Annotated in this window: 17 protein-coding genes, 1 tRNA gene and 1 pseudogene; 16 read left to right on the forward strand and 3 right to left on the reverse strand. The window is 45.3% G+C overall.

Annotated features, from left to right (window positions below):
• Positions 1–31: 31 nt before the first annotated feature.
• The 6 genes from AC04Q6_RS13560 to AC04Q6_RS13585 all read left to right on the forward strand — a co-directional run bounded on the left by AC04Q6_RS13560 (position 32) and on the right by AC04Q6_RS13585 (position 7,839).
• Positions 32–817, forward strand: a complete 786-nt coding sequence (locus AC04Q6_RS13560; protein WP_021977621.1) for an HD domain-containing protein — start codon at positions 32–34, stop codon at positions 815–817.
• A 187-nt stretch (positions 818–1,004) separates the two neighbouring features.
• A complete protein-coding gene (locus tag AC04Q6_RS13565) occupies positions 1,005–3,191 on the forward strand; it encodes an alpha-galactosidase (RefSeq protein WP_118071186.1) in 2,187 nt (728 codons plus the stop codon).
• A 234-nt stretch (positions 3,192–3,425) separates the two neighbouring features.
• Positions 3,426–4,028, forward strand: a complete 603-nt coding sequence (locus AC04Q6_RS13570) for a hypothetical protein (protein ID WP_118071185.1) — start codon at positions 3,426–3,428, stop codon at positions 4,026–4,028.
• Positions 4,029–4,133: 105 nt separating this feature from the next.
• Positions 4,134–4,769, forward strand: a complete 636-nt coding sequence (locus AC04Q6_RS13575; RefSeq protein ID WP_118071184.1) for a YesL family protein — start codon at positions 4,134–4,136, stop codon at positions 4,767–4,769.
• 150 nt (positions 4,770–4,919) lie between these two features.
• Entirely contained in the window at positions 4,920–6,635 is a 1,716-nt protein-coding gene (locus AC04Q6_RS13580; RefSeq protein WP_118071271.1) for a phospho-sugar mutase, read from the forward strand.
• 166 nt (positions 6,636–6,801) lie between these two features.
• Positions 6,802–7,839, forward strand: a complete 1,038-nt coding sequence (locus tag AC04Q6_RS13585; RefSeq protein ID WP_118062810.1) for a LacI family DNA-binding transcriptional regulator — start codon at positions 6,802–6,804, stop codon at positions 7,837–7,839.
• Here AC04Q6_RS13585 and AC04Q6_RS13590 read toward each other — a convergent pair.
• Positions 7,787–7,912 (reverse strand): hypothetical protein, encoded by a 126-nt coding sequence (locus tag AC04Q6_RS13590; protein ID WP_242997112.1) that lies wholly within the window; start codon positions 7,910–7,912, stop codon positions 7,787–7,789. The genes AC04Q6_RS13585 and AC04Q6_RS13590 overlap by 53 nt on opposite strands.
• A 10-nt stretch (positions 7,913–7,922) precedes the next feature.
• Positions 7,923–8,258: a hypothetical protein gene (locus tag AC04Q6_RS13595; protein WP_242997113.1), complete on the reverse strand. Its 336-nt coding sequence runs from the start codon at positions 8,256–8,258 to the stop codon at positions 7,923–7,925.
• Positions 8,259–8,318: 60 nt separating this feature from the next.
• On the opposite strand from AC04Q6_RS13595, the gene AC04Q6_RS13600 reads away from it, so the two are divergent.
• From AC04Q6_RS13600 to AC04Q6_RS13625, 6 genes and pseudogenes are all read left to right on the forward strand, one after another.
• A complete protein-coding gene (locus AC04Q6_RS13600; protein WP_118071182.1) occupies positions 8,319–9,368 on the forward strand; it encodes an ABC transporter substrate-binding protein in 1,050 nt (349 codons plus the stop codon).
• Positions 9,369–9,439: 71 nt separating this feature from the next.
• Positions 9,440–10,369 (forward strand): carbohydrate ABC transporter permease, encoded by a 930-nt coding sequence (locus tag AC04Q6_RS13605; protein WP_118071181.1) that lies wholly within the window; start codon positions 9,440–9,442, stop codon positions 10,367–10,369.
• Between the two features lie 16 nt (positions 10,370–10,385).
• The gene (locus tag AC04Q6_RS13610; protein ID WP_118071180.1) at positions 10,386–11,555 is read left to right on the forward strand and encodes an AGE family epimerase/isomerase; all 1,170 of its coding nucleotides are present in this window, start codon (positions 10,386–10,388) and stop codon (positions 11,553–11,555) included.
• Positions 11,548–12,404 (forward strand): annotated as a pseudogene (locus AC04Q6_RS13615) (glycoside hydrolase family 130 protein). Before AC04Q6_RS13610 ends, AC04Q6_RS13615 begins: the two are co-directional and overlap by 8 nt.
• A 1-nt stretch (position 12,405) precedes the next feature.
• A complete protein-coding gene (locus AC04Q6_RS13620; RefSeq protein WP_118071179.1) occupies positions 12,406–13,341 on the forward strand; it encodes a glycoside hydrolase family 130 protein in 936 nt (311 codons plus the stop codon).
• A gap of 92 nt (positions 13,342–13,433) precedes the next feature.
• The gene (locus AC04Q6_RS13625) at positions 13,434–14,375 is read left to right on the forward strand and encodes a type I phosphomannose isomerase catalytic subunit (protein WP_118071178.1); all 942 of its coding nucleotides are present in this window, start codon (positions 13,434–13,436) and stop codon (positions 14,373–14,375) included.
• A gap of 271 nt (positions 14,376–14,646) precedes the next feature.
• On the opposite strand, the gene AC04Q6_RS13630 is transcribed toward AC04Q6_RS13625, so the two are convergent.
• Complete coding sequence (locus AC04Q6_RS13630) at positions 14,647–15,618, reverse strand: carbohydrate kinase family protein (RefSeq protein WP_118071177.1); 972 nt, start codon at positions 15,616–15,618, stop codon at positions 14,647–14,649.
• A gap of 239 nt (positions 15,619–15,857) precedes the next feature.
• Here AC04Q6_RS13630 and glgB point away from each other — a divergent pair, with 239 nt between their 5' ends.
• The 4 genes from glgB (at position 15,858) to AC04Q6_RS13650 (ending at position 18,979) form a co-directional block, all read left to right on the forward strand.
• Positions 15,858–18,002, forward strand: a complete 2,145-nt coding sequence (gene glgB, locus AC04Q6_RS13635) for a 1,4-alpha-glucan branching enzyme (protein ID WP_118062816.1) — start codon at positions 15,858–15,860, stop codon at positions 18,000–18,002.
• A gap of 13 nt (positions 18,003–18,015) precedes the next feature.
• The gene (locus tag AC04Q6_RS13640) at positions 18,016–18,255 is read left to right on the forward strand and encodes a hypothetical protein (protein ID WP_118071175.1); all 240 of its coding nucleotides are present in this window, start codon (positions 18,016–18,018) and stop codon (positions 18,253–18,255) included.
• Positions 18,224–18,850, forward strand: a complete 627-nt coding sequence (locus AC04Q6_RS13645; RefSeq protein ID WP_118071174.1) for a hypothetical protein — start codon at positions 18,224–18,226, stop codon at positions 18,848–18,850. The genes AC04Q6_RS13640 and AC04Q6_RS13645 overlap by 32 nt, the downstream gene beginning before the upstream one ends.
• 56 nt (positions 18,851–18,906) lie before the next feature.
• Positions 18,907–18,979: transfer RNA gene (locus AC04Q6_RS13650), tRNA-Thr, on the forward strand.
• Positions 18,980–19,134 lie beyond the last annotated feature (155 nt).

Here is a 19,134-nt window from a genome sequence, read left to right on the forward strand (position 1 = left end):
ACAGAAGAAAAGTCAGGAGGTGCGTGGCGGGATGATCGATATTGAACACGCAAAGCAGGAATTTGAAAATTATCTGGATGAATACGACCGGCAGGATGAGCAGATCTATCTGAAGATCGAGCATACTTACGGTGTGGTGAAATACGCAGGGGAGATCGCCAGGAGGATGGAGTGTTCCAGGGAAGATGTGGAACTTGCAGAGCTGATCGGGCTGCTTCACGATATCGGACGTTTTGAACAGATCCGAAGATTTCACAGTTTTGAGCCGGGAACCATGGATCATGCAGTATTCGGGGCGGAACTTCTCTTCGGGGAGGAAAAGATGATCCGGCGTTTTGTCCGTGAGGATCTGTTTGATGATCTGATCAATGCGGCGATCCGTAAGCACAGTGATTTTAAACTGGAAGGAATCCATGATGCCAGAACGTTGTTTCATGCAAAACTGATCCGGGATGCAGATAAACTGGATAACTGCCGGGTGAAACTGGTGGCATCCATTGAAGCCATGCTGGGAGTTTCCGAGGAAACAGCCGGAGAAGGCCTGATCTCGCCGGCAGTGTGGGAATCCTGTCTCAGAAGGGAGTCAGTATTATCTGCAGACAGACAGGTGCCGGTGGACTACTGGGTATCTTATCTTGCCCAGTACTATGATATTAATTTCCCGGAGACCTGTGAGATCATTGAAGAGGAGGATTATATTACCAGGATCGCCAGCCGGCTGACTTACAAAGAGCAAGACACCAGAGACAAGATCCGTATTCTCACGGAAGATCTGAACCGGTATCTGGAAATGCCGGCGGTGTCTGTGAAAGAGTAGAGACATAGTGGGGCAAAAAAGAATCAGGGAAAAGCAGAAACAGACGTTGACTTAAAGACTAAAATTAACTATAATACAGCTAAAATTAGCTTTATAAAATAAAGCGCAGAAGCGTTGACAGGTTTTGGGGAAGTCATAAAGTCAGATCGTAAAGATCCGCTTAATAATATAAAAAAGGAGAAGGCACATGTCAGTTACGTTTAATGAAGAGAAAAAGATCTTCCGTCTTGATACGGAAAAAAGCACCTATGTGATGGGGGTAAGCCCGGAAGGTTTTCTGGGACATATTTATTACGGGGACAGACTTTTTATGGAGGCAGACAATTATCTTCTTCGAATGGAAGAGCCGCCGTATACACCATCGGTAAACAAAAGAGAGAAATCAGCATTCCTTGATTTCTTTCCCATGGAGTATCCAACCGGAGGAATCGGAGATTACCGGGAAAGCTGCCTGAATATCCGAAATGCAGCCGGAAATATGGGATGTGAGCTGCATTACACAGGACATGAGATCTATAAAGGCAAAAAAGGACTGAAAGGGCTTCCGGCATCTTTTGCCACAGAGGATGAGGCAGAAACACTGGAGATTACCCTGAAAGATGCAGATCTGGATCTCGAGGTGGTCCTTTCCTATACTGCCTTTGAGAAAGAAAATGTAATTACGCGAAGCGTCCGTGTACAGAATCAGGGAAAAGAAGATCTCCGCATCGAGAAGATCTTAAGTGCCTGCCTGGATATGGACAATGAGAATTTTTCCATGCTGTCTCTTCACGGAACCTGGGCAAGAGAGCGTCACATCCAGACAGGAGAGCTCCATTACGGAAAACAGGTGATCTCTTCCGCGAGAGGAGAGTCCAGCCACCAGGAACATCCGTTTATTGCCCTTGTGACAAACGGAACCGAGCAGGAAAACGGTAAAGTTTACGCCATGCATTTCGTGTATTCCGGAAACTTTATGGCGGAGACAGAGCTGTGCCAGTTTGATAACCTCCGTATGACTATGGGAATCAATCCGGAGGAATTTTCCTGGCTCCTTACACCGGGAGAGGAATTCCAGGCACCGGAGGTGGTTATAGTTTACTCCGGAAACGGTCTTGGAGCGATGACAAGAAGTTATCATGACTTTTACCGGAACCATCTCATCCGCAGCAAATTTAAATATGAGAAACGTCCGATCCTGATCAACAACTGGGAGGCTACATATTTTGATTTTAATACGGACAAGCTTCTTGACATTGCCAGAGAGGCAAAAAAATGTGGCATTGAGATGCTGGTCATGGATGATGGATGGTTCGGAAAACGTAATTCCGACAACTGTTCTCTTGGTGACTGGAAAGTCAACGAAGAGAAGATCACAGGCGGCCTGAAACATCTGGTAGATGAAGTAAACAAGATCGGCCTTCAGTTTGGAATCTGGTTTGAGCCGGAGATGATCTCACCGGATTCTGACCTTTACCGTGCACATCCGGACTGGGCGATCCAGATCCAGGGCCGTGAGGCAACCCAGAGCAGAAACCAGTATGTTCTGGATTTATCCAGACCGGAAGTAAGAGATTATGCCTACGAATGTGTGGCATCTGTTCTTCGAAGTGCAAACATTGCCTATGTGAAATGGGATATGAACCGTCAGCTTTCTGACCTTGGCAGCAGCTATCTTCCCAAAGAAAGACAGCAGGAGCTTTTCCACAGATATGTGCTTGGTGTTTATGAGCTTCAGGAGAGACTGGTTACGGAGTTTCCGGATCTTCTTCTTGAGAACTGCTCCGGCGGCGGCGCACGTTTTGATCCGGGAATGCTTTATTACAGCCCGCAGATCTGGTGTTCCGACAATACGGATGCAGTGGAGCGTCTGATGATCCAGGAAGGAAGCGCACTGATATATCCCCTTTCTGTGATCGGTGCCCATGTCAGCGACTGCCCGAACCACTCTGTGGGACGTGTGACACCATTTGAGACAAGGGGCCATGTGGCTCTTGCAGGAACCTTCGGCTATGAGCTGGATATCACAAAGATCCCGGAGGAGGACAGAGCGCTGATTCCGGAGCAGACGGCAACCTACAATAAATACAGACACCTGATCCAGCAGGGAGAGTATTACCGGATCGCATCCTACCGGGAAAACCATAAATATGACTGCTGGGCACTTTCCTCACAGGACAAAAAAGAAGTGCTGGTAACTTATGTACAGGTACTTGGCGTACCAAACAGCCATTCCAGAAAAGTATTTCTGAGAGGCTTTGATCCGAAGGTAACATACAGACTGGAAGGAACAGAGGAAACTTACACAGGAGAGATGCTGATGAAGGGTGGATTCCTGATGAAAGATTTCTGGGGCGATTTCAAGAGCAGACTGTATCATTTTACTGCAAAATAAAACAACGGCATTTAGGCCAGTAGTATAACGACTCAGAGAGGCACTGTAAAAGTAACAAAAACAGTGCCTCTTTTTTTGTGCGTATTAGACAAAGTTAAGTACATTGCAAAATTAATGGGCTGATCAGGTTGATATTTAGCTAAAAAGATATTAAAATTTAGCTAAATAAAAAACAAATAAACATTCTACTTACTTAAATGTGAAGAATGTCAGGAATTGTGACGAGGAGAACCTATGCGGAAATCCGAAGTAAGAAAATGGCCGGAAATGGACCGGCAGCAGAAAATACAATATCTGAAAGACTATTATCTCCTTCCGGCAGTGGGAGTGATCCTTCTTATTGCTGTGGCAGTATCCCTGATATGGCATGTGGCAAGGCCGAGAACGGAGAATCTTCTCTATGCGGCAGTGATCGATGAATCTCTGGATGAGAAGAAACTTGCACAGGTTACAGCGGATATGAGTAATCTTCTGGGAGCAGATGGAAAACGGAAAACCGTGCAGATCGATGTGGTGATCCTGGATCGGGAGCTGTTTGAGGAATATGCAGGTTATGGCTATTTTGAAAGCCTGGATGAGGTAACAGAAGAAGACCTGGAGAAAAAATACGGGGAATCTTATCAGTATGCAGTCGGTTATAAAGAGGATGACGAGGTTTCCTTTGAGGATCATGAAACCGGTCAGGGAGAGGTGAAACCTTACGGGATCAGTCTTTCCGGGGACAATCGGTTCACGGAGATGTCGGAATATATCAAAGATCCGGTATTTGCAGTAGCGGTTGGAACGAAAAATCCGGAGAACGCACTGAAGTTTCTGGAGTATCTGATGGAAGAATGAGTGGCCGGTCGGATATTTGCAATCCATATTCGTTACGCAGATCTACATCGAATAACGGTGAAGTAATTATTTGGTTAAATATTTCTTTTTGGGGAGGAAAAGATAATGGCTTTTAAAGATAATTTTCGCGGCGACAGTGCTTACACACAGATCATGACAAAGATCTTCAACATTTTCTGGCTGAGCATCCTGTGGCTTTTGTGCTGTATCCCGGTGATCACCATCGGCGCATCTACCATTGCTCTGTACTATGTGATGCTGAAGCTTGTAAAAGATGAAGAAACCACTGTGACAAGAGAATTTTTCCATTCTTTTAAACAGAATTTTCTTCAGTCATTACCGGTAACTGTGATCGTTCTGGTGGTGGTTGTGGTGCTGGTCGCGGATTTTCATATCCTGGGAGCAGCAGGAAGGGCACAGGGAGCTTCTTTTATGTACGGCTTCTGTATTGTTCTCGGGATTATCTGCGCAGCAGTCTTTTCCTATGTATTTCCGCTTCTTGCAAAGTTTGAGAATACGGTAAAAAAGACATTTGAGAACGGTGCCAGACTGGCAGCCAGCCACATCGGACAGACTCTTGTGATCACAGTTGTGAATCTTTTTCCTGTGCTCTGGTTTCTGATCTCTCCGCAGACCTTTTCCGCGATCTTCTGGATCTGGGTATTTGTGGGCGGCGGTGTGCAGGCATTTGTGAATTCGCTGTTTCTGGTGAAGATCTTTGACCGGCTGGCAGAAGCGTAACCAGAAAAAACTGACGGGATATAAGGTTTTGATATTGGATATTTGACGGGAAAGTAAAGTCACATGGACTGCTTCATAGGAAGGCTGTGTGCGGGAAATTTCCAGTTAAGTATTGTAAAAAATAATAAAAATCAGGGAGGATGTAAAAAGATGAGTTATCAGGAAACCTACAAAAAGTGGTGCACAGACCCGTACTTCGACGCGCAGACCCAGGAGGAACTGAAAAAACTTGAGGGGAACGAAAAAGAGATCGAGGACCGTTTTTACCGTCAGCTGGAGTTTGGAACCGGCGGACTCCGCGGAATGATCGGAGCAGGAACCAACCGTATGAATATCTATACTGTGCGTCAGGCCACACAGGGACTTGCCAATTATATCATTGCCATGAACGGTCAGGACAAAGGCGTTGCCATTGCCCATGATTCCCGTATCATGTCACCGGAGTTTGCAAGAGAGGCAGCGCTCTGCCTGAATGCAAACGGCATCCATACCTATCTTTTTGAGTCACTTCGTCCAACACCGGAGCTTTCCTTTGCAGTACGGGAACTTGGCTGTATTGCCGGTATCGTGATCACAGCCAGCCATAACCCGAGAGAATACAACGGATACAAAGTATACTGGGAAGACGGTGCCCAGATCACACCGCCTCATGATAAAAACATTCTTGCAGAAGTGGCAAAAGTAACGGATTTTTCCATGGTAAAAACAATGGAAGAGGATGAAGCCAGAGCAGAGAACCTGTTCAGCATCATTGGAACCGATTTTGATGACAAATATATCGCGCAGCTGAAAAAACAGAGCATCCACCCGGAGATCATCCCGGAGGCTGCCAAGGATATGAAGATCGTTTACACACCACTTCACGGAACCGGAAATATTCCTGTCCGAAGAGTTCTCCGTGAGCTTGGTTTCACACAGGTTTATGTTGTGGAAGAGCAGAAAGTTCCGGACGGAAACTTCCCAACAGTTCCATATCCGAATCCGGAGGACAAAAATGCCTGGACACTTGCCCTTGAGCTGGCAAAAAAAGTAGATGCAGATATTATTCTTGCCACAGATCCGGATGCAGACCGTCTTGGTGTCCATGCAAAAGATACGAAAACCGGTGAATATGTAAGTTTTACCGGAAACATGTCCGGCATGCTCATCGCCGAGTATATTTTGCGGGAGCGTACAAAAACAGGCACCATGCCGGAAAATCCTGCACTTGTTGAGACCATTGTTACTACAGATATGGCAAAAGCTGTTGCAAAAGAATACAACACAGCTCTGATCGAAGTGCTGACAGGCTTTAAGTATATCGGGGAGCAGATCCGCCTGTTTGATGAGACAGGAAGCCATCACTACGTATTCGGACTTGAGGAGAGCTACGGCTGTCTGGCAGGAACCTATGCAAGAGATAAAGATGCGCCGGTTGCAGTGATGATGCTCTGCGAAGTTGCCGCATACTACAAACTTCAGGGAAAAACGCTCTGGGATGCCATGGTGGAACTGTATGAGAAATATGGTTACTACAAAGAAGACCTTGCAACAGTAACCCTGAAAGGAATCGACGGTTCCCAGAAGATCACAGCCATGATGAATGCCTTCCGTGAGAATCCGCCGAAAGAGCTTGGTGGGTTCAAAGTCCTTGCATGCCGCGATTACAAGAGTGACTGCCGCAGGGATATGATCACAGGAGAAACCACATCCACAGGACTTCCCACATCCAATGTTCTCTATTATGAGCTGGAAAACAATGCATGGTGCTGTGTTCGTCCTTCCGGAACTGAGCCAAAGATCAAATACTATTTCGGTGTAAAAGGCGAAAACTTTAAAGATGCCGAGGAGAAACTTGAGGCTTTGAAAAAGGCGATGACAGAGTAAAGAAGCTTATAATTTAACCAAATAAACTGCGGAGCAGTTATTTGGTTATGAGCAAATAGCGAAGCGGATTGCGAATATCCGCTTGACAATTGTTAAAACCTCTTGATTTTGCGGGACATCTATGATAGCGTTAAAACAGAATATATAGTAAAAAAGAGGTTAAAAAATGGCTAAAGCAGTCAGACTTGCAGATATAGGAAAGAAACTGAATGTCAGTACCGTGACCGTGTCCAAGGCTCTTTCCGGTCAGAAGGGCGTCAGCGAGGAACTACGGGCAAAGATCATCCAGCTGGCAGATGAGATGGGATATCAGAAAAGTGAGTCCCGAAAAAATACAAATGAAGGCAAAAGCTTCACACTGGGCATCATTGTTGCGGATCGTTATGTGTCCGAGAACCAGTCCTTCTATTGGAAACTTTATCAGGAGATCGCCAGGCAGGCGGTCTCCAGAACCTGTTTTGCCATGCTGGAAGTGATCAGCAGCGAAGTGGAGAAACGGAGAGAACTTCCCAAGGTGCTCCTTGAGAAAAAGGCAGACGGCCTGATCATAATGGGAGAGTTTGAGAGAGGATATGCGGAATTTCTGGCAGAAGATGCAGGGGTTCCCCTGATCAGCCTGGATACTACGGGAAGAGGAAAATCCAGTGACTGTGTGGTGTCCAACAACCTGATGGGTGGTTACGAGATGACCAACTATCTGTTTTCCATGGGCCATTCCAAAATTGGTTTTGTGGGAAAAAGACTGATGACCACCAGTATTGATGACCGGTATTTCGGATACTTGAAATCCCTGATGGAACATGGCGTTCCCTGGAGGGAAGACTGGGTGATCGATGACCGTGACAGTGATGGCGTGATGGATAATGAGAAAGAATTTATCCTTCCGGAAGATATGCCAACCGCCTTTTTCTGTAACAGTGACCTGGCGGCAAGCATGATGTACCAGAAGCTTGTACGGGAAGGGTACGATGTGACAGGAGATATCTCCATTGTTGGTTTTGATAATTATCTGGCAGACCAGTTTGCCGGTATCGGACTTACTACCTATGAGATAGACACCAAGGAGATGGCCAAGCGGGTGGTGCATATTATCCTGCATAAATTACTGAATGCCAGGTACAGCACCGGAACCTTTGTGATCCCGGGCAGATTCATTGAACGGGAAAGTGTGAGGAGAATCGGTCCTCCAGTGCCTTTTGTCTGAATTTCCCAGGTGTGGAGCCGACATATTTTTTAAACAGATTAATAAAGTGGTTCGTATTTTCGTAACCGATCATACTGCTTACTTCATGGATGGAAAAATCCGTGGTAAGCAGTATTTTTTTTGCCTCTTCCTTCACTTCCTCCCGGAGTTGTGATCCTTCCGCTGCCCATGGTGGTAAGAAGGAGCAGATGGCAATCCATGGAAGAAAAACGAAATGCCAGGGGAGAGTCGGTATGGATACTTCCACCACCCAGAAGATACAAAAAGCTTTCCGGTGAGAGAGGGGAAAGCAGCTCTTTTTCGTAGTGATAATTATTGGGAATGAGAAAATCCGGCGTATATTCAATGTTTACCATTTTTCTTGTGTGTACGCTGGAAAGAAATTGCTGCCTGAAATTTAAGTGATTTAAGTAATCCATGAGATATGTCCCTTCATAATAATACATTTTCGTCTTCAGGGCGGTGACTGGGGTGACATCATGATGATCCCGGAGGTTGACAAATCCGACCTCTCCACTTACTTCCTTTCCTATGGAGATGTTGATTCTGTAAAAAAAGAAGTGAAATATCCGAACAGATGGCTGTATGAGAACGAAGTATACGGTATCCCGATCACAGTTGTAGGCCGTGGCGTTCTCTATAATAAGAAAGTTTTCAAAGAGGCAGGAATCACAGAGCTTCCGAAAACACCAGATGAGTTCATCACAGATCTGAAAGCTGTAAAAGATAAAACAGATGCGATCCCGCTTTATACAAACTATGCAGCTGTCTGGACAATGGGAGCATGGGATGATTATACCGGAATCACAGCAACCGGCGATGCAAAATACAGAAACCAGGAATTCGTTCATACAAAAGATCCGTTCTCTGACCCGGGAGATGGAACAGGCGCTTACAACGTTTACAAGATCCTTTACGATGCAGTTGCAGACGGACTTACTGAGGATGACTACTCAACAACAGACTGGGAGAGCAGCAAGGGTATGCTGAACAACGGTCAGATCGCAACTATGGTACTTGGTTCCTGGGCTTACCCGCAGATGCAGGGTGCAGGAGACAATGCAGATGACATCGGATACTTCGCATTCCCGATCACAGTAGACGGAAAACAGTATTCACCTGCAGATGAGGACTACTGCTTCGGTATCAATGCAAACAGCGATGAGACAAATCAGAAAGCAGCAATGATCTTTGTAAAATGGATGACAGAGAAATCCGGATATTCCTACAATGAAGGTGGCCTTCCGATCGCAGTTGGCGATGACAAGCTTCCGGAGGTATATCAGGAGTTCACAGATAACAATGTAGAGTTTATCTCCAACGAGCCGGCAATCGAAGGTGAGGAAGATGTCCTCAACGAGCTGAATGCAGATTCCGAGCTTATGGTAGGCGCAGGCGGAAACGAGAAGATCCAGGCAATCGTTGAGCATGCATCCAACGGAGATGAGGATTTTGATGACATCATGAAAGAGTGGAACGAGAAATGGAGTGACGCTCAGGATACAGATGATGTAGAAGTAAACAAATAATCTGCACAGATATAAACGCAGATCACTCAGGCGGGGACGCGTTTTCCCCGCCTTTGAAATGGAGGGAAACTATGGAACAGAGTGGAACGAAGAAGAGCTTCGGTGAATGGATGAGAAGCCGTAAGGGCCAGCAGATGCTTATCATCCTTGCATTCACCATTATTCCATTGATCTTGTTACTTGTATTTACATATCTTCCATTTGCGGAAATGGTAAAATTCAGTTTCTACAAGATGAAATATGTTGGCGCAAGAAAATTTGTAGGTCTTGATAACTACAGAGCCATTTTTAAACGAGACGATATCATCGGCGCTCTGAAACTTTGTCTTTACTATATGGCTGGTGCATTGATCCAGCTTGCCATTGCGCTTTATCTTGCAACCATTCTCAGCATGAAGGTAAAATGCAGCAACCTTTTTAAGGGATTTATGTTTTTCCCATATCTGATCAATGGTATTGCCATCGGATTTATCTTTAAATTTTTCTACACCCGTGGATTCGTATTTGATACCGTTCTTCAGTGGTGTGGATTCCAGCTTGATAACCTTCCGTACTGGCTGAAAGATCAGTCGGTAAACAACTGGTCACTGGTAGGGTCTTCCGTATGGAGATATTTCGGACAGAACATGGTACTTTTCGTCGGTGCCATCATGTCTGTGGATGATTCTCTTTATGAGGCAGCAGACCTGGACGGAGCTTCTTACTTTACCATTTACAGCAAGATCCTTCTTCCTCTTCTGAAACCGGCCATTGTAACATCCATCATCCTGAAAGGTGCAAATACCTACAACGAGTACTACTGTGCACAGCTTTATCTTCAGGACAAAACAAGACTTTGTACCGTTGCAACTTCACTTTACACATTTACCGGACCTCTGGGAAGCCAGTATAACCTGATCTGTGCAGGTGTTATCATCTCTCTTCTTCCTGCACTGATCGTGTTCATCATTTTCCAGAATCAGATCTACAGCGGTGTTGCTGCCGGTGCGGTCAAGGGTTAAAAAGGAGCAGACAATTATGTTAAATGAGATCAGAGAACATCTGAAAAACGGGATCATTCCTTTCTGTGAAGGCCTGAAGGATGAAGAATTCGGCGGATATTACGGCTACATGGATTACGATTTAAAGCTGGATAAAAAATTTGAAAAAGGCTGCATCTTAAACAGCAGGATCCTCTGGTTCTTTTCCAGTGTCAGCCGTATTGAGGGCTTTGAAAAAGAACGGGAATATGCAGATCATGCCTATCAGTTCCTGAAGGAAAAATGTCTGGATCAGGAATGTGGAGGTGTGTTCTGGTCTGTGACATATGACGGAAAACCTCTGGATACCACAAAGCATATCTACAATCAGGCATTTGCCATCTATGCCCTTTCTTCCTATTATGATACCACCGGAAACGAGGAAGCATTAGAGATCGCCAAAGGTCTTCAGAAGATCATCGAGGAAAAATGCACCGATGAATTCGGATATCTGGAAGCCTTCAAGCGGAATTTCCAGCTGGAAGAGAACGACAAGCTTTCCGAGAACGGTGTGATCGCAGAGAAAACCATGAATACCCTGCTTCATGTGTTTGAGGCGTACACAGAGTTTTACCGTGTAACAAAAGATAAATTCACCGGAGACCGCCTGCGTTTTATGCTGGATATTTTTGCAGACAAGGTATATAACCCGGCACAGAAAAGACAGGAAGTATTTTTTGACAGAGAGTGGAACACTCTTATTGATCTTTACTCCTATGGACATGATATTGAAACTTCCTGGCTGATTGACCGTGGACTTGAAGTGCTGGATGATCCGGCGTACACCGCAAAGGTTGCGCCCATCACAAAAGAAATCCTTGCAAATGTATACAAAACAGCATACCGCGACCATTCTCTTATGAACGAGTGTGAAAACGGTGTCAATGATACCACCAGAGTATGGTGGGTACAGGCGGAATCCGTAGTTGGTTTTCTGAACGGATACCAGAAAGATCCTGCAGAGAAAAAATATCTCCAGGCGGCAGAGGATGTCTGGGATTATATCAAAAATTACATGATCGACAAGAGAAACGGTTCCGAGTGGTACTGGTGTATCCATGAGGACCATACTCCGGTGGAGAAACCTATCGTGGAGCCGTGGAAATGCCCGTATCATAACGGACGTATGTGTATAGAAGTGATCAGGAGGATGAAAGACATTGCATAAACAGTATTATATCGAAAAAGAAAAAGTGGACAGACTGGTTGCCAGAAAAAACCAGAAAACACAGTGGTACAACGGAATCTATGACCGCTACGAATATCCGGTACTTACCAGAGAGTTTGCACCGGTACACTGGAGATACGATCTGGATGAAAAAACAAATCCGAATTTCCAGGAACGTCTCGGCATCAACGCAGTGATGAATTCCGGAGCCATCAAGCTTAATGGAAAATATTATCTCGTAGTCCGTGTGGAGGGAAACGACCGTAAATCTTTCTTTGCAGTGGCAGAGAGTGACAACGGAATCGATGGTTTCCATTTCTGGGATTACCCGGTAGTTCTGCCGGATACCTGCCCGGAGGAGACCAATGTATATGATATGCGTCTTACCCAGCATGAAGACGGCTGGATCTACGGAGTGTTCTGCTCTGAGAGTAAAGATCCAGACAACAGTGACCTTTCCGCGGCAGTTGCAGAGGCGGGAATCGTCCGTACCAAAGATCTCAAAACCTGGGAGCGTCTTGATAATTTAAAAACTCTCCAGTCTCCGCAGCAGAGAAATGTCTGCCTGCATCCGGAGTTTTCCTTGTTCCCTTCGGCGAGGAAAGAGTGGGAGATGTCTCCAATGTAGTGTTCACAAACGGAGCCATTGCTGACGAGGACGGAACCATTTATATCTACTACGCTTCCTGTGATACCAGAATGCATGTGGCAACCACCACTATCGATAAAATGGAAGATTATCTTTTCAACACACCGGAAGATCCCAAGCGTTCTCCGGACTGCGTAAAACAGCGCTGTGAGCTGATTGCAAAAAATCTTGAGATCTTAAAAGCAGAAGGAGAAAAATAATATGAGCAAATATAAAATGATCAGCCCGGCAGTTCCAAACGTGCCGTGGCAGGACAAACCGGAAAATCATGAAGGAGCACCACTGTGGAGATATACGGAAAACCCGGTGATCGGACGTAATCCGGTAGAGGGAGTTGCCAGAATCTTCAACAGTGCGGTTATTCCTTATGAAGGAAAATTTATCGGCGTGTTCCGTGGTGAGCAGGTGAACGGCATTCCGTTCATTTATTTTGGAAGAAGTGAGGACGGACTTCACTGGACATTTGATAAAGAAAAGATCAATTTTGTCAACGAAAAAGGCGAGTCTTTTATGCCGAAATATGCATACGATCCACGTCTCGTAAAAGTAGAAGATACCTATTATGTGATCTGGTGCCAGGATTTTTACGGTGCATCTATCGGTGTTGCAAAAACAACAGATTTCAAGACTTTTACAAGAATTGAAAATCCGTTCATTCCATTTAACAGAAATGCAGTTCTTTTCCCGAGAAAAATTAACGGCAATTATGTGATGCTTTCCAGACCATCTGACAGCGGCCATACACCGTTTGGTGATATTTTCTTAAGTGAGAGCCCGGATATGACTTTCTGGGGAAAACACCGTCACGTAATGGGAAAAACATCTGAGTGGTGGGAGTCCGTAAAGATCGGCGGCGGTGCTGCGATCCTGGATATCGATGAGCCTTCCAGAGTGAAATATCGCTGCGAGAACTTCCTTCTTACACCGGAAACCTGGTATGAGGAGAGAGGTTTTGTGCCGAATGTATGCTTCCCATGTGCGACCATCCATGATTCTGAGACAGGAAAGATCGCTCTTTACTATGGAGCAGCAGACAGCTATGTTGGTGTTGCATTTACAACACTGGATGAGATTGTTGACTATATTAAGGATCACAGCCTTGTACGTGAGGAAGATACAGAGCTGGGAATCCGATAATAATGAAGGGATGTCACAGAGACATCGAACAAGATAAAGCGGGCGTGACAGTCCGCTTTATCCGGTATAGATGAAAGAAAGGAAGACAGATTATGGCAATTTTGAAATTAAAACCCAGCTGCAAGGATTATCTGTGGGGCGGCACAAGACTGATGACAGAATTTGGAAAAGAATATGACGGCGACAAGCTTGCAGAGACCTGGGAGCTTTCCTGCCACCCGGACGGACCCAGCTATGTGGCAAACGGAGAATATGCCGGAGAAACACTCAGCGAGTATATCCTCATGGAGGGAAAGAAGGTTACCGGTACTCACAGCCGCCATTACAGCCAGTTTCCGCTGCTGATCAAATTTATTGATGCGAAGGATGATCTGTCTATCCAGGTACATCCGGATGATGAGTATGCCATGAAGAATGAAGGTCAGTATGGCAAGACGGAGATGTGGTATATCGTGGACTGCGAGGAAGGTGCCAGCCTGTATTATGGATTTTCCCGTGAAGTTTCCAAGGAGGAGTTTGAGGAGAGAATTAAGAATAAGACCCTTCTGGAAGTTCTGAACAAGGTTGAAGTTCATAAAGGGGATGTGCTTTTTATCGAGCCGGGTACCATTCATGCAATTGGTAAAGGAAATCTGATCGCGGAGATCCAGGAAAATTCCAATGTGACTTACAGGGTTTATGATTATGGCCGTAAGGATGCTAATGGTAAGGAGAGGGATCTTCATATTGAGAAGGCACTTCAGGTGACGAAGAGGGTGCCGATCCTTCGGAAGAAGTCTTTTGAGCCGCATATTGTGGACTGTGATTATTTTACGGTTGATAAGGTGGTTCTGGATGGACAGAGGATGAAGAAGATCTTTGGGGAGATTGATAAGACTTCTTTTGCAAGTTTACTCGTCTTAGACGGTACCGGGAAGGTACAGTCCGGAGAGGAGTGCGTTGAGGTGCAGAAGGGAGATAGCGTGTTTATTACGGCTAATGCCGGCGAGTATGAAATGGAAGGAAAATTTGAGGCACTGTTGACAACAGTGTAGAAAACCGCAGGGGAGAGAAAGGCGCTCGGAGTTTCGAAGCCCGCTTTTCCCTCCCCTGCACCCCTCCCTTTCCGGGCACGGGTACGGCGTTGGAGAGTGGACGGGAAGGCGGGCGCTTGCGCCCTGTTCCCTGGGGTGTGGATGTGCGTTAAAAAATAGGCCTGTTCTTTGGGGTGCTGTTGGGTATTGCCTGAGTGCAGGTCTGATTTTTATTTTCTTGAGTTGTGGATGTACATAAAAAAAGTGGCCTGCAAGTGCAGGCCGCCTTTTTTTAATTGCGGGATTTGATGAAGGTTTCTACTTCTTCTTTGGTTGGCATTACGCGGAGGGCGCCTTTTTTGGTGGTGATGAGGGAAGCGGCTGCGTTTGCGAAGGTGAGGAGTTCTTTCAGGTTTTCATCGGTGAGGCTTTCGAGGCCGTGGTCAAGGACGTAGTTCAGGGTGCTGGCGCAGAAGGTGTCGCCGGCGCCGGTGGTTTCGATGGTGTGTTCCTGAAGGAATGGTGCGGCTTCTACTTTTCGGCCATGGTAGTATGCACGGCTTCCGTCTTTTCCAAGGGTGATCAGGACAAGGGGGATGTGGTATTTTTCTTCGATGAGAGCTGCGCCTTTATCGTAGTCTGTAGTATCAAAAAGGAATTCCACTTCGTTGTCGGAGATCTTCAGCACATCGCAGCGTTCCATGCCGTATTCGATCTCTTTGCGGGCGTCATTAAGGTCTTTCCAGAGAGGTGGGCGAAGGTTTGGATCGAAAGTGATGATACAGTTGGCTTCTTTTGCCACATCAAGAGCGTAGCGGGTTGCTTCGCGGACGCCTTCGTGTGTGGATGAAAGAGTACCGAAATGAAAAATTCTGGAGTTGCGGATCAGTTCGGCATCTACTTCGTCTTTGGTGAGCATCATATCTGCGCCTGGATTGCGGTAGAAGGAGAAATCACGGTCTCCATCTGGATATGTATGTACAAAAGCAAGAGTGGTATGGATTTCATCGTCCATAACAAGGTTTCTGGTATCGATACCGCATTCTTCAACAGCTGTTTTCAGCTGTTTGCCGAACATATCGTTTCCAACTTTTCCGATAAATGCTGTTTTTTTGCCAAGGCGGTTCAGCATGGCGAGTACATTGCAGGGAGCGCCGCCCGGGTTTGCTTCAAAAGTAGGATTTCCCTGGGAACTGTTGCCGTTTTCAGTAAAGTCGATCAGAAGTTCGCCGAGAGCGGTTACATCATACAGTTTGTTTTCCATTGATAATTCCTCCTGGTAAGTTGTTTTTTATAGCGGAATAAGAATACCCGCCTGTTTTTCTGCCTCATATTATAAGCTCTGGAAGGTATTTTGGGAAGAACTAAATTGATTTATTTTCTGTTCTGTTACCGGTTACTTGAGTGCTTTTTTGCGAAGATTAAGAAGAGTTTTCTTTATTTTTCAGTAAAAAAGTGGTAAACTGAGTCTATAAAACAACAGATATAACGGAGGAGACGATTATGGCTGATAAAGCGTATGAATATATGGACTGGCCCCGGATCGAGGCGATCGTTTATGGTGAGGAAGCTGCGCCGAGGGACGTGATGCAGCCGAGAGTGACAGATGACGGAGTGCTTATTCAGGGATTTTTTCCGGGGACGGAAGCTGCGGAAGTAATAGTTGGAAAAAAGTCTTATCCAATGACACTGGAAGATGAGGCTGGCTATTATGCGGTAATGCTTCCTCTGAAAAGAATTCCGGAGTATCGTTTTCAGGTTACACGGGGCAGCATGAAAGAGGCTTTTTTTGATGCTTATGAATATCCCTGCCAGATTACGGAAGAAGAGGAAAGAGCATTTTGTGCAGGCGTTTATTATAAAGCCTATAAGAAACTTGGTGCACATCCGGTTGTCTGTGGAGGTGTGCGTGGAACTTATTTTGCGGTATGGGCACCCAATGCGATCCGTGTAAGTATAGTTGGTGATTTTGACAGATGGGATGGAAGACGGCTTCCGATGCATCGTATGCCGATGTCCGGTATTTTTGAACTTTTTGTTCCGGGCGTAAAGGCAGGCGCTTCTTATCAATATGAAATCAAGATAAAAGGCGGGGCTGTACAGCGCAAGTCAGATCCTTACGGAAACGGGGTGCAGGAGGCTCCGTCTGTGATCTCGGTTGTGGCAGAGCTGGGAGAGTTTTCCTGGCAGGATGAAGAGTGGATGAAAGAACGTGAAAAGTTTGTAAGCCGTGAAGTTCCGGTGTCTGTTTATGAAACAGATATAACAGAGTGGAAAAAACATGGTGAACTGGCAGCATTTTTAAAAGAAACAGGGTATACACATGTGGAATTTCATCCGGTTATGGAGTATCTGGATCAGAATTCAGGGGGATATTCCACTTCATCTTATTTTGCGCTGACGAATCGTTTTGGAACACCGGCAGATTTCCGTGCTCTGGTGGAAGAACTTCACCAGGAAGGAATTGGTGTGATCCTGGACTGGACACCTGCACAGTTTCCACGATTTGATGCAGGACTGGAGAAATTTGATGGAACACCTCTTTATGAAGTTCAGGATCCGGCTATGGCGGTCCATCCGATGTGGGGGACGATGCTTTATAATTATGGAAGCCCTATGGTTAAGGATTTTCTTCTCTCGAATGCATTTTTCTGGCTGGATGAGTTCCATGTAGATGGATTTCGCCTGGATGATGTAGATGCCATGCTGTATCTGGATTTTGGAAGAGAGGCAGGACAGTGGAGACCAAATCTTTATGGCTCTAATGAAAATCTCCAGGCTGTGGAGTTTCTGAAACATCTGAATTCTATTGTTAAGAAACGCAATCCGGGAGTTCTTTTGATCGCACAGGAGGATGGACTTTGGCCTCAGCTTACAGACAGCGTGGAGAATGATCATCTGGGATTTGATTATAAGTGGAGTGGCGGATGGACGAAAGATCTTCTCTCCTATATAGAAGTAGAACCGCTGGAAAGAAAGGATTATTATGATCAGCTGACGCTTTCCATGATGTATGCGTACAGTGAACATTATGTACTGACCCTGGGACGAAGGGATGTAGGAACTCTGAAGGAATTTCTTGAAAAACTTCCGGGATCTCCGAAACAGAAACTGGCTCAGGTACGTGCGGCCTACGCTTATCTGATGCTTCATCCGGGAGTGAAGATGACAGCACCGGATAAAGAGTGCATAGAAGAAATGAAAGCATATATTCATGATCTGAATGCGATGTACAGAAGTTGTCCGGCGCTGTATGCGATGGATGGTAATTCGGATGGTTTTGAATGGATCCAGTTTACCAACTATGACGAAAATATTGTTGCTTTTCTGAGAAAAACGGAAAAAATGGAAGAGACGCTTCTTATAGTATGTAATTTTTCACCGGTGTCTTATGACAGCTATCAGGTCGGTGTGCCTTTTGCTGGAAAGTATAAAGAGATTTTTAACAGTGATAATGGAAAATATGGTGGTCTGGGTGTTGTGAATACCAGGGCCAAAAATGCGGTGCATGCGGAGTGTGATAACAGGGAAAATTCTCTGAAAATGAAGCTCCCGGCTTATGGAGTGACTGTTTTTAGCTGTACTCCTGAGAAAAAAGTTTCATCCGTAAAGAGGGTGGGGAAGAAAGTAAAGATCAGCAGAAAATAGTGAGGGATGTTGTATGAAAAAGAAATTGGCAGCCGGGATTTTTGCGGCGGTATTCTTTACTATGTTTGCTACGGTAACGGTCTGGGCAGAGAAGTCTACAGTTCTGGAACAGGTGATCTATGACGAAAATAATATAAAGGTTTCGGTTTCGGAAGCTTCTCTGGATGCAGAGCAGAATATTGTCATACCGCTTCATATTGAAAATAATACGGATGAAAAAAATGGGTTTGATAGCCGAAAATTGTTATATTAATGGCTGTAAAGTAGAAGCAAACAGTTTGTTTTTTGACAAGGCAGAACCAGGTGGGGAAACTGATGGATTACTGGTGGTTTCGAAACAGGAATGTGATGGATATGGAATTGACCGTGTGGCGGATGTGGAATGTGGCTTGCGTTTTTATGAGGATAAGACGTATGATGATATTGCTGTAGTGGATAATATTTCCATAAAGACTGATATCAGTGGATCGTATGAGCAGGAGATTGGCGGTGGTGGGATTGTTCTTTACGATGACAAGGGTGTTAAGATTATCGAAAAGGGTATTGTGAAGAATAGTGTCATGGGGCTTACTCCAAGGTTTTGTGTAGTGAATGATACGGAACAGGATATTGATGTCAGATGTAGAAATGTTAAGGTTAATGGTAAGGAGTGTAAGACGGCGAATATTTCGTGTGAGGGGATTCCGGCAGGGAAGAGTGAGATTGTAAAGATGTATTTCCTGGGAAAAAATGCTGGTATCAATGAGCTTTCGGTTTCTTTTCGGGTTTTCCAGAAGGATAATGATTCGAAGGTGATCTGTAAGACGGATGATTTTGTGATTGGGTATGGGGGTGCGGATAAAAAATAAAAAATTGCTTGCATTTTCTGAAAAATAAGGTATAATATCATTTGTGTTTAACACAAGCTGGAATAGCTCAGTCGGTAGAGCACTTCACTCGTAATGAAGGGGTCGTGAGTTCGAGTCTCATTTCCAGCTTGACTGATATGGGCCTGGCGCTCTGGGATGAATGTGAATCCTGGGGCTCTAGGCTTTTTTGTTTGGATTTATGGAGGGGAGAATGTCGGTGTGGGCAAGGGTTCCGTGAGGGGAATGGAAAGTTGGTACGCCAGAGGGATGTGGCATCGATTCGG

It is taken from the genome of Blautia sp. HA9023, assembly GCF_056504095.1.